Origin of the sequence: Chryseobacterium sp. c4a (assembly GCF_009900745.1) — a bacterium.
GTDB lineage: Bacteria > Bacteroidota > Bacteroidia > Flavobacteriales > Weeksellaceae > Chryseobacterium.
In genome coordinates, this window is the sequence record NZ_WXVU01000007.1 from 129,041 (window position 1) to 141,949 (window position 12,909).

Here is a 12,909-nt window from a genome sequence, read left to right on the forward strand (position 1 = left end):
ATCGATCTAACAATTAATTCTTATTTCTCTTGTTGTTTAATCAAGTTCAGTGCAGAACCAGCTTTAAACCAATCAATTTGTTGATCATTGTATGTGTGGTTTGCTATGATAATATCTTTAGTTCCGTCTTTGTGAACGAATTCTAAGGTCAATTGTTTTCCTGGAGCAAACTGATCAAGATCTAAGAAGTTAACCGTATCATCTTCCTGGATTTTATCATAGTCAGCCTCATTAGCAAAAGTGATTCCCAACATTCCTTGTTTTTTAAGGTTTGTTTCATGGATTCTGGCAAATGATTTTACCAATACAGCTTTTACCCCAAGGTGTCTAGGTTCCATAGCAGCGTGTTCTCTTGAAGATCCTTCACCATAGTTTTGATCTCCTACAACAATGGTTGGAACTCCAGCAGCTTTATAAGCTCTTTGTACAGCCGGAACTTCACCATATTCACCCGTTAATTCATTTTTAACGTGATTAGTTTCCATATTGTAAGCATTTACAGCTCCAATCAACATGTTGTTGGAAATATTGTCAAGGTGACCTCTGTATTTCAACCATGGCCCAGCCATAGAGATGTGGTCAGTCGTACATTTTCCAAACGCTTTAATCAATACTTTCGCCCCGGTAATATTTTTACCGTCCCAAGCCGGGAATTCTTCTAATAACTGAAGTCTGTCTGAAGTTGGGCTTACGTTAACAACAACACCAGATCCGTCTTGTGATGGAGCTTGATATCCGTTGTCATCTACTGCAAAGCCTTTTTCCGGAAGTTCGTATCCTTTAGGCTCGTCAAGTTTTACCTGCTCACCAGCTTCGTTAGTTAAAGTATCTGTGATAGGGTTAAAGTCTAATCTACCTGAGATTGCCACAGCAGCTACCATTTCAGGAGAAGCTACAAATGCGTGGGTATTTGGGTTACCATCAGCTCTTTTTGCAAAGTTTCTGTTGAAAGAGTGGATAATTGAGTTTTTCTCTCCTTTTTCCGCTCCTTCTCTGTCCCATTGTCCGATACATGGCCCACAAGCATTGGTAAAGATTCTTGCATTTTCAAATTTTCTGAAAGAATCTAAGAAACCGTCTCTTTCAGCTGTGAACTTCACTTGCTCAGAACCTGGGTTAATTCCTAAAATAGCTTTAGGTTTTACTCCTTTAGATACAGCGTCTTCCACAATAGAAGCAGCTCTTGATAAATCTTCATATGAAGAGTTGGTACAAGAACCAATCAATGCCCATTCAACTTCTAATGGCCATCCGTTAGCTTCAGCTTTAGCTCTGAATTCAGCAACAGGAGTTGCTAAGTCTGGAGTAAAAGGTCCATTTAAGTGTGGAGTAAGTTCAGAAAGGTTTATTTCAATTAATTGATCGAAATATTTTTCAGGGTTAGCATATACCTCAGCATCACCTGTTAAGTGTTCTGCAATTTTATCCGCTGCATCTACTACATCTTGTCTTCCTGTAGCAGACAGGTATCTTCTCATTGAATCATCATATCCGAAAGTAGAAGTTGTAGCTCCGATTTCAGCACCCATGTTACAGATCGTACCTTTACCTGTTGCGGAAAGAGATTCTGCGCCTTCACCGAAATACTCTACGATACATCCTGTACCTCCTTTTACGGTAAGAATTCCTGCCACTTTTAAGATAACATCTTTTGCAGAAGTCCAGCCGTTCATTTTACCGGTTAATTTTACCCCGATAAGTTTTGGCATTTTAAGCTCCCAGGCCATTCCTGCCATTACATCTACTGCATCAGCACCTCCTACACCAATGGCAACCATTCCCAGTCCGCCGGCGTTTACTGTATGAGAGTCGGTTCCGATCATCATACCTCCAGGGAAAGCATAGTTTTCCAATACAACCTGGTGAATGATCCCTGCTCCGGGCTTCCAGAATCCGATTCCGTATTTATCACATACAGAACTTAAGAAGTTGAACACCTCAGAGTTTTTGTTGATTCCTTCCTGTAGATCTTTATCAGCACCTACTTTTGCCTGGATCAAGTGATCTGCGTGAGCTGTTGAAGGAACAGCTACTTTAGCTTTCCCAGCCTGCATAAACTGTAAAAGAGCCATTTGCGCTGTGGCGTCCTGCATAGCTACTCTGTCCGGTGCAAAATCTACATAAGAGTTTCCTCTTTCATGTGCCTGTGTAGCATTTCCTTCCCAAAGGTGGGTGTAAAGAATTTTTTCTGAAAGGGTAAGAGGTTTTCCCACGATTTGTCTTGCGGCAGCAATTCTTTCAGGGTAACGCTCATACACTTTTTTGATCATATCAATATCAAAAGTCATATCGTATTTAGTTTTGTTCTTTTTCCATTAATGTTTCCTTTTCTTCTGTTTGAAAAAGAAAAATCATTTTTTTATACATCAAAAAACGTTCCTATAATCCATGAATAGGCTGATTCTGAATATAAAACCAAGAGATTTTATCACTTTCAATTTAAGAAAAAATAGATTCTATTTTCCCGATTTTCTCGGAAAAAAATCGTATTTCACTTAAAATAGAACGATTCTAAACAAAAAAATGAAAGATTTTAAATCCTAAACGGACTAAAATCTTTCATTCATATAATTTTCAACAGTCTTTCGACCTATGTTTCAATTGTATTAGTGAGCGCTTGTACTTGTTAATTCTTTGATAGAAGGTACAAAAGTGGTAAGGTCAATACCTTCAACAGCCGCTTTATATTCCTCAATACTTGGGATTCTTCCAATGATCGCAGAAAGAACAACAACCGGAGTTGAAGCCAATAAAGATTCACCTTTTTTACGTTCAGAATCTTCTACAACTCTTCCTTGGAATAGACGAGTAGAAGTAGCTAAAACAGTATCTCCTTTTGCCGCTTTTTCCTGGTTACCCATACAAAGGTTACATCCAGGACGCTCAAGGTACATTACATTTTCATATTCTGTACGAGCTTCACCTTTTGGAGCATTGTCATTAAATTCAAAACCTGAATATTTCTCTAACAATTCCCAGTCTCCTTCAGCTTTTAGCTCATCAATGATATTATAAGTAGGAGCCGCTACAACTAGAGGAGCGCTGAATTCTACTTTACCATTTTGTTTTTCAAGGTTTCTCAACATCTGAGAAACAATCTTAAGGTCTCCTTTGTGAACCATACAAGATCCTACGAAACCAAGGTCTACTTTTTTCTCACCACCATAGTAAGAAAGATCTCTGATGGTATCGTGAGTATATCTCTTAGAAACATCATCATTGTTTACATCCGGGTCAGCAATCATAGGTTCTACAATTACATCAAGATCTACAACAACTTCAGCATAATATTTAGCGTTAGCATCAGGAGTAAGTGCTGGTTTTTCACCTGACTTGATCTCTTCAATTCTCTTATTCGCTTTGTCAATTAATCCCTGAAGAACTTTGTTATGGTTATCCATTCCTTTGTCGATCATGATCTGGATTCTGCCTTTAGCAATTTCCAATGATTCGATTAGAGTGTTGTCTTCAGAAATGTTGATAGACGCTTTAGCCTTCATTTCAGCAGTCCAGTCTGTAAATGTGAATGCTTGGTCAGCAGGAAGAGTTCCGATGTGAACCTCAATGATTCTTCCCTGGAATACGTTCTCACCTCCGAATTGCTTCAACATCTGAGCCTGAGTAGCGTGTACCACATCACGGAAATCCATGTGAGGCTTCATTTCCCCTTTGAAAGTTACTTTTACAGATTCAGGGATTGGCATTGAAGCTTCACCAGTAGCTAATGCAAGAGCAACAGTTCCAGAGTCAGCTCCGAAAGCAACTCCTTTAGACATTCTTGTGTGAGAGTCACCTCCAATGATGATCGCCCACTCATCTACAGTGATATCGTTAAGAACTTTGTGAATAACGTCAGTCATAGAGTGATATTCACCTTTCGGGTCACGAGCCGTGATCAAACCGAAATCGTTCATAAATTTCATTAGCTTAGGAATGTTCGCCTGAGCTTTTTTATCCCAAACTGAAGCGGTGTGACATCCTGATTGGTATGCACCGTCAACAACTGGAGAAATTACAGTAGCCGCCATTGATTCAAGCTCCTGAGAAGTCATAAGACCTGTCGTATCCTGAGATCCAACGATGTTTACCTGTACACGAACGTCAGAACCAGCGTGTAATACTTTTCCTGGTGTTGTTCCTACAGCATTTCTGTTGAAGATTTTTTCAACAGCTGTAAGACCTTGTCCTTCGTGAGAAATTTCTTTTGATGGAGCAAAAACAACAGGAGCTTCAACACCTAGCGTCTGAGCTGCAAATGTTTGTAACTTCTTACCAAATACGATTGCGTAAGATCCTCCAGCTTTGATGAATTCCATCTTTTGTGGAGTGAAAGATTTAGTAAGGTCAATCAGTTCCTGATCTCCGTTATATAATTTCTTTTCTTTTGTATTAATAGTTAAAACAGTTCCTGTAGCTACTGAATAAGCTTCTTCAAGAACGATATCACCATTTTCGTTACGAACAGGGTTTCCGTTTTCGTCAACTTTCTTCACCCAGTTCTTAAGGTCAACACCAATACCTCCGGTAACATCTACTGTAGTAAGGAAGATTGGAGAAATACCGTTTGTTCCTCCTACGATTGGAGCAATGTTTACGAATGGTACATAAGGGCTAGCTTGCTTACCAGTCCATAAAGCTACGTTGTTTACACCAGACATTCTGGATGAACCTACACCCATTGTTCCTTTTTCAGCGATAAGCATCACGCTTGCATCAGGATGTTGTGCCTGTAAAGCTTTGATTTCTTCCTGAGCTTCAGGAGTAATCATACATTTACCGTGAAGTTCACGGTCTGATCTTGAGTGAGCCTGGTTACCCGGAGAAAGTAAATCGGTAGAAATGTCTCCTTCACCAGCGATATAAGTAACCACTTTAATTTCTTCAGCTACTTCTGGCAGCTTAGTGAAGAATTCAGCTTTTGCATAGCTTTCTAAAATTTCTTTAGCAATTGCATTTCCGTTGTTGTATGCCTCTTTTAAACGGTTAGTATCCGCTTCATAAAGGAAAACCTGAGTTTTTAGAACTTCTGCAGCTTGCTGAGCAATAGCAGCATCATTACCTAATGCTAAGTCTAATAATACCTCAATAGACTTACCTCCTTTCATGTGAGATAATAATTCAAAAGCAAAAGCCTGAGATATTTCTTCTACTACGGATTCACCTAGAATGATCTCTTTTAAAAATTTTGCTTTTACGCCAGCTGCACTGGTTGTTCCCGGTAGGGTGTTGTAGATGAAAAATTTAAGAGAGTCTGTTCGATCTGCATTACCAGAGTCTTTGATTTGTGCGATGATTTCGCTTAGTAATTCAGCACCATCAATTGGCTTTGGATGAAGCCCCTGGCTTTTTCTTTCTTCAATCTCTTTAATGTAATCCTTATAAATATTCATAATAGAAGTCTTTCAATATTAAAGGTAGAATATTTCGCTGCTCTTTACTGGTCTGTATAAAATACAATTAATGACATTTTGAGATCTCGCATGTGATGCAACATTAACCCAATAAGGTCAGCATAATCTACACTCTTTTTTAAAAGTTTTTTAAATTATTAAACAATTCAAAATGTTCCCCAAATTTACGAAATTTTACTATTTTACAGGAACTAATTTATTTAGATTCTTTATAAATATGAATTTGATAATTTCTATTTTTGGTCGTAATTTTGCAGACAAATGATGAATATGAAAAATATCCTGAATGTTTTGTGCGTTTTTATTTCGATTTCTGTTTTCTCACAGACTAAATCTGTGAAGAAACCTGCGGTTAAAAACGTTACGAAAACTACCGTTAAAAAAGAGAAGAATGCAGTAACCAAGCATAATCCTGATTTGGTAGTTATCAACAAAGATCTTCCGCTCCTTATTCCTAAAAAGAAGGGCGATAGCTTCGGGTATGTTAATCAAAATGGAAAATACATCATTCAGCCGGAGTATCATATTGCGGTATTCTTTTATGAAGACTGTAATCTTCTGAACTCCCCCAATCAAAAAGTGAGAAAATTCGGTGCCAAAGAGTATGCTACTGTAGAAAAGGATATGATTTCCTATCGTGTAGACCATTCAGGAAAAAGAGTTTATCAGTTTAAAGATGCTGATCTTGGGAAATGTAAGTTTGAAGAATATAAGCATCAGCTTTTTCAGGCCTACGTGTTGAATGGTTTTTATGGGATTATCGAAAAATCAAAGTTCGTGAATGCGGCAGACTATCGTCAATATCAAATTTATCCGCAATATCAATATCTTTACATCATGGAAGGAGATGATGTTGAAAATCCAATGATTGTAGCTTCAAATAATGATAAATTCGGGGTTATTGATGTTAATAATAAAGTGATTATTCCTTTCGAATATTCAAATATTAAGAGAAATTTCAGCTGGAAACTGGGGAAAATGTTTGAAGTGACAAAAGATGGTAAAAACTACTATTACATTGATGCTAATAATAAAACGTACTAGAATATACATGAGGTTTGTTTATTGTTAGTGGAGTGCTTTATAACTCTAATTTTTATACCATCATTCTTTTTTATGAATATCCTTATTGCCAGCCTAGTAACCCAATATCTCGAATCCTGTATCTCGAACGACGAATCTCATCCTCATCTCATATATTTTTTGTAATTTCGCGGCTGAAATAAAGGGGTGCTTTAACAGGCTGAGATTATACCCACTGAACCTGGAACAGGTAATGCTGTTTAGGGACATCAACTCCACCGAGGGTTGAATCTGTATAATATCTTATCGATCCCCTTTTATTCATTAAATGTCAAAGATTTATAGAATGAAAGGATTATTTTTTTTAGGGCTTAGTGTGGGCTCTGTAGCCTTTATTCAGGCTCAAAACACAGATTCTCTGAAGATCAGAGAAATAGAGGCGGTTAGCTTTACCAAAAGACTTCCTGTTGCTAAGGAAATCATCAATGTTCAGAAAGATTTAGATGGGAAAAACCTGGGTCAGGATCTTCCTATTCTTTTAAAAAATCAAACTTCAATTATTTCTACTTCGGATGCTGGCAATGGCGTGGGATATACAGGTTTTAGGATTCGTGGTGTTTCCGGAACGGCGATCAATGTGATGATGAATGGAGTTCCTTACAATGATTCTGAAAGCCAGGGAACTTTTTTTGTGAATGTTCCGGATTTAACGAGTTCAGCATCGCAGATTGTGATCCAAAGAGGAGTGGGAACATCCAATAATGGGGTTTCTGCCTTTGGGGCAAGTATCAATGTGATTTCAAAGGAGCCTGAAGAGAAGTTTTATTTTAAAACAGATGATAGTTATGGCTCTTTTAATACCTATAAATATTCAGCAGAGGTAGGTTCCGGGAAATTCTGGAAAAACCGTCTTTCTGTAATGGGAAGATACAGCCATATTCATTCAGATGGATATATAGACAGAGCTTCTTCCGATCTGCATTCTTACAACTTTACTGCCTTATTTGAAGAAGGGAAAACCAAATTGCGTTTAATGGCTTTTGGTGGAAAAGAAAAGACATATCAGGCATGGAACGGAATCAGCAGAGAAATGTGGGAAACAAATCCAAGATTCAATAATTCCGGAGCCATTAAAGATGCTAATAAAAATATTATAGGTTTCTATGATAATGAAACAGATAATTACAGACAGAATCATTATCAATTACTTTGGGAACAAAAATTCAACGACCGTTGGAATCTTGAGACTACTTTTCACTATACGAAAGGAAAAGGGTATTATGAAAACTATAAACAGGCAAGTTCTTTTTCTAAATATCATCTGCCTAATATAATTGAGGGTGGGCAAACCATTACTAAGTCAGATTTTATCAGAAAAAAATGGTTGGATAATGATTTTTACGGGGTTGTTTCTACTCTTTACGGGAAGTTTGAAAATCTAGACCTGAACTTTGGTGCTGTAGCGAATCAGTACTATGGAAGACATTATGGAAATGTTACGGGAGTATTTTATCCGCAGATTAACGAAAGTGAGTATTATAGAAATCGTTCTGTGAAAAATGAAGTTTCAGGTTTCGCCAAAGCTTTATACAGATTGAATGATTTTGAGTTCTTTGGAGATTTACAGCTTAGAAGCATTAACTATAATACTAAGATCATCATGGATGGCGATGATGATGGTGCTGATCTGGACAAAAACTGGCTGTTCTTTAATCCAAAAGCTGGAGTAAATTATAAAATAGACGGTGGAAAGATATTCTTGTCGTATGCTCATGCTCATAGAGAACCCAACAGAGCGGATATCATGGCCAACAAGGATGTAAAGCCTGAGAAACTTCACGATTTTGAAGCGGGTTTTGAAAAGCAGCTTGGCTTTTTATCTTTAACTGCGAACGTTTATTACATGTATTATGTAAACCAATTGGTATTGAATGGGCAGCTTAACAGTGTTGGAGCATTTATCAGAACAAACTCCGGAAAGAGCTACAGACGAGGCGTGGAAATTGGTGCTTTGGCTAAACTTTCAAAACAATGGGAGGTTTCCGGAAACTTTACTTTAAGCCAGAACAGAAATCAGGATTTTAATATAGAAGTAGGGAAAGTACCGGTAAGTCTTGGGAATACTCAAATTTCATTTTCTCCGAACATGATTGCTAATCTAGGGGTAAGATTTAATCCTAATAAAAATTTCCAGTTTGCTTTAATGAACCAATATGTTGGAAAACAATATCTTGATAACACCGAAGATAAAAATCTGGAACTTAAAGATTATTTATTAACTGATTTTAATGCGCAGTACCAGTTTAAAATAGGAAACAATGATATTGCATTAAAATTATTAGTGAACAACCTGTTCAATAAAAAATATGTGAATAATGGTTCTGTGACTGAAGAAGGAAGTCCACTATATTTTGCACAGGCAGGAACAAACTTTATGTTTGGCATCAGTTGGAAAATTCAATAGATGTAAAGAAAGCAATGTCTGTAAATAAGGGGATTGTAAATTTATCATCAAAGAGATCAGAGATCATGAATCGTGAACCTATTTTAATATGAAATAGTCAAAAGGCTGCTTCGGTAGTCTTTTTTTATATCCGTTAAATATCTTCAAAAAGTCATGAAAAAGTTATAAATTTGCTGCCAAATGAATATTTCAGCATACATTTTAGAATACTTAAAACAATTTGGAACTGTCACTGTTCCAGGCTTTGGTGTGTTTTCTCTGAAAAATTCTAAGGCGATTATCAATTCCGAGAACGGAAGTATCCTGCCTCCTGCAAGCCAGATTGAATTTACAATCGACTATGAAGTACATGCAGAAGATATTACCGCTTTTATTGCCAGAGAAAAACAGATGTCCATAGAAGCTTCCAGAAGTGATTTGAAGATACAGACCGATTTTTGGAAGAAAAAACTTCAGGCGGAACAGATTCTTGAAATTCAAAATCTGGGAACGATCTTTATTGAAGAAGGACATACTCATTTCAAAGGAAAAAGAGTGGAAGCGGGACGACCGGACTTTTTCGGATTAGAAGAGATCAGATTCTCTGATATTAATAATGGCGAGAAAGTAAACACTTCAGAAAACCGCGAAAAAGATTATAAATTCAAAAAAACTATTCTTTGGTTCTTCCTGTTGGTAATCCCGATTCTCGGTATTGCATACTTTGCATTTACCCAAAAGGAGCTTCTTTTTGGAAAAAAATCCTTTAACAAAGTTTCCGTACAAACTTCTACCCATAGAATTGTACAGGATACGGTGAAAGTAACGGTACATGCGCCTGAAACTCCGGTTTCAGATTCATTGAAGAAAGATTCATTGGTAAAACCTGTCGGGAAAGTAACAACACCAGTTCCGGCTGCTCCAAAAAACACTAAGAATAAATGGCAAAAATAAAAACCGCGTCAGAATCCCTGACCATTATGACCAATATCGTTCTTCCGAACGAGACCAACTCTCTAAGAAACCTTTTTGGTGGTGAACTTTTAGCAAAAATGGACAGATGTGCCTCCATTTCGGCTGCAAGACACTGTGAAAGAAGAGTGGTAACGGCATCTGTAAACCACGTTTCATTCAATCACCCTATTCCTGAAGGAGGTGTTGTAGTGCTGGAATCTAAAGTTTCCAGAGCATTCTCTACTTCCATGGAAGTATATGTAGATGTATGGTCGGATGATCCTATTAATCAGAAAAAAATTCATACCAATTCGGGGATCTATACCTTTGTTGCTGTAGATGAATTCAATCGCCCGATTCCTATTCCTGATATGGTTCCGGAAACAGAAGAAGAAAAAGAAAGATATGCTGCTGCTTTCCGTAGAAAAGAACTTTCATTGATCCTTTCCGGAAGAATGAAACCTTTGGAATCTGTAGAGCTTAAAAAACTATTCCAGGAGCCACAAGAAGAACCGCAAGCTTCTAAGAAAGATAAAAAATAAAGATTTGAAATGCTTTTAATACTGGAATATCCAAATTAAAAGCATTTTGTTTTTATATCCATATTATGAAATTAAAACACTTTTCTGAAAATAAAGATGGTGTTATTTGTGAAACTTATTAGTGTCATTTGTGTTTAAATTATGAAAATTCTCCTTTTAGATAAAAATCATCCGCTTATTACCGAACAGCTTTTAGCTAAAAACTTTGAGTTGGAAGAAGACTTTACTTCCACTTATGATGAGGTTTGTGATAAAATCAAAAATTATGACGGTATTATCATCAGAAGCCGTATTCCTTTAGATCAAAACTTCCTTGAAAATGCAAAGAATCTGAAGTTTATCGCAAGGGTAGGAGCTGGAATGGAAAACATTGATATTCCTGTTGCTGAAAAATTAGGTATCCAATTAATCAACTCACCGGAAGGAAACAGAGATTCAGTAGCAGAGCACGTTGTAGGGATGCTTTTGGTATTGATGAACAGGCTTTTCATTGCTTCTCAGGAAGTGAAGAATGGAATTTGGAAGCGCGAAGAAAACAGAGGTGATGAATTGTTAGGGAAAACAGTCGGATTGATCGGGTATGGAAATATGGGAAAAGCTACAGCTAAAAGACTTTCAGGTTTTGGATGTAAAGTTATCTTCCACGATATTCTTCCAAACCTTTCTGATGAATTTGCTACTCAGGTATCATTGGATGAACTAAAACAGTCTGCAGAAGTACTGAGTTTACATATACCTCTAACTTCTGAAACGAACTATCTTATTGATGAAACATTTATTTCCGAGATGAAAAATGACTTCTATTTCGTCAATACCGCAAGAGGAAAAAATGTAAAAACTAAAAGTTTAGTAGAAGCCTTGAAGTCTGGCAAAGTAAAAGGAGCTTGTTTAGATGTATTGGAATATGAAAAGTCCTCTTTTGAACATCTTGAAACAGAAAATGAAGATTTAAAGTACCTGCTGGAATCTGAAAAAGCAATGGTAACACCGCATATTGCCGGTTGGACGCACCAGAGTAAAGAAAAACTGGCACAATTTATTGTAGATAAGATTGTTGCTTCACACTGCTAAGTAGAAAATAACTTAATATTTATAAGGCTGAGAAAGTAAAAAATACCATTAATACCTTCTCAGCCTTATTAGTTTCTATACGTTTTATAAATTTTCCTTTTTGTGATCTCTCTCTTTTATGTTAAATTATTCATAATATGCTCTTCATATTTATAATTTACTTTTGACTTTTATTAAATTGCCGCTCATTTTTGAATCTTATGAAGATGCGTAATTTAGTACTTGCTACGGCTGTTGTTTTATCCCTGTTTTCTTGTAAAAATAAATCTGAAACCAAAGAGGCTTCAGCTGAAAATACAACCAACCTTCCCAACTATGGAAATGTGGATTTAGGAAATGTATTTACAAAAGCAGATGGGCAGCTTTCCAATAAAGAATCACTGACGGGTTATATCGATCAGTACTATAAAAAAGTATGGGAAGGCGGAGACCTTAGCGGTGGAATTTTGGTGGCTAAAGGTGATGAGGTTCTCTATGAAAATTACAGAGGTTTTGGAAGAGAAGGTAATCAGATGCCTATCGATAAAAATACACCATTACACGTGGCATCGGTTTCAAAAACATTGACGGCAATGGCCATGATGAAGTTGATAGAAGCAGGTAAAATAAAACTTACTGATCATCTTACCCAGTTCTTTCCTGGATTTCCTTATCCTAACGTCACTGTTCAGACTTTATTGGATCAAAGAAGTGGGCTACCCAAATACGAATACTTTATTACTCAAATAAAACCTGCACCAGAAGAACTTTCCAAACAGTTTATTACCAATCAGGATGTATTGAATATGATCATTAAATATAAACCGGATCTGGCAAGAGATACCGATACTGGGTTTATGTATTGTAATACAAATTTCGCTTTATTGGCTTTATTGGTTGAAAAAATAACCAAAACTCCTTTTCCGCAGGCAATGAAAGAAATGGTTTTCACACCGTTGAAAATGAACCATACTTACATTTTTCAAGAGAAAGATATTCCAACAGCTTCACAGTCTTTCTATTATGGAGCTAATAAATTATACCCTTTAGACCGTTTGGATCTTATATACGGAGATAAAAATGTGTATACTACCCCAAGAGATTTATATAATTTCTCAAAAGCAATGTTTTCCAAAGATTTCTTGAAACCGGAGCTGATGCAAATGGTATTCACTCCTTACAGTAATGAAAAAGCCGGAATGAATAATTATGGTCTTGGTTTTAGAATGAAAATATTTGATAACGGTGAAAAACTGACATACCACAACGGATGGTGGCATGGATCTAATGCCGTTTTTGCCCACCTCTTAAAATCTAAAGTTACCATTATTGCCATTGGAAACAAATATTCAGGTAAAGTGTATACGGCACTTGCATTGTCTGGATTATTTGAAAATTTCCCTTTACAGCAGGAGAAACTTCAGACTGTAATGAATGACAGCAAAGATAGTTTGAACAGCGGACACGAAGTTTTTGGAGAATAATG

At 36.7% G+C, this 12,909-nt stretch carries 8 protein-coding genes; 6 read left to right on the forward strand and 2 right to left on the reverse strand.

Going from position 1 to position 12,909, the window contains the following annotated elements; translation table 11 throughout:
• Window positions 1–20: 20 nt before the first annotated feature.
• Both GTR01_RS11590 and GTR01_RS11595 read right to left on the reverse strand, forming a co-directional pair.
• Entirely contained in the window at window positions 21–2,288 is a 2,268-nt protein-coding gene (locus tag GTR01_RS11590; protein ID WP_160138002.1) for an aconitate hydratase, read from the reverse strand.
• A gap of 318 nt (window positions 2,289–2,606) precedes the next feature.
• Window positions 2,607–5,390, reverse strand: coding sequence for a bifunctional aconitate hydratase 2/2-methylisocitrate dehydratase (locus GTR01_RS11595; RefSeq protein ID WP_160138003.1), 2,784 nt, complete (start codon window positions 5,388–5,390; stop codon window positions 2,607–2,609).
• 291 nt (window positions 5,391–5,681) lie between these two features.
• On the opposite strand from GTR01_RS11595, the gene GTR01_RS11600 reads away from it, so the two are divergent.
• From GTR01_RS11600 to GTR01_RS11625, 6 genes are all read left to right on the forward strand, one after another.
• Window positions 5,682–6,455: a WG repeat-containing protein gene (locus tag GTR01_RS11600; RefSeq protein ID WP_228452221.1), complete on the forward strand. Its 774-nt coding sequence runs from the start codon at window positions 5,682–5,684 to the stop codon at window positions 6,453–6,455.
• Window positions 6,456–6,780: 325 nt separating this feature from the next.
• Window positions 6,781–8,898, forward strand: coding sequence for a TonB-dependent receptor (locus GTR01_RS11605; protein WP_160138005.1), 2,118 nt, complete (start codon window positions 6,781–6,783; stop codon window positions 8,896–8,898).
• Between the two features lie 180 nt (window positions 8,899–9,078).
• Window positions 9,079–9,831, forward strand: a complete 753-nt coding sequence (locus tag GTR01_RS11610; RefSeq protein WP_160138006.1) for a hypothetical protein — start codon at window positions 9,079–9,081, stop codon at window positions 9,829–9,831.
• A complete protein-coding gene (locus GTR01_RS11615; protein WP_160138007.1) occupies window positions 9,819–10,373 on the forward strand; it encodes an acyl-CoA thioesterase in 555 nt (184 codons plus the stop codon). Before GTR01_RS11610 ends, GTR01_RS11615 begins: the two co-directional genes overlap by 13 nt.
• Before the next feature lie 141 nt (window positions 10,374–10,514).
• Entirely contained in the window at window positions 10,515–11,444 is a 930-nt protein-coding gene (locus tag GTR01_RS11620) for a 2-hydroxyacid dehydrogenase (RefSeq protein WP_160138008.1), read from the forward strand.
• A 200-nt stretch (window positions 11,445–11,644) separates the two neighbouring features.
• On the forward strand, window positions 11,645–12,907 hold the full coding sequence (locus GTR01_RS11625; RefSeq protein WP_160138009.1) for a serine hydrolase domain-containing protein: 1,263 nt from the start codon (window positions 11,645–11,647) through the stop codon (window positions 12,905–12,907).
• Window positions 12,908–12,909: the final 2 nt, after the last annotated feature.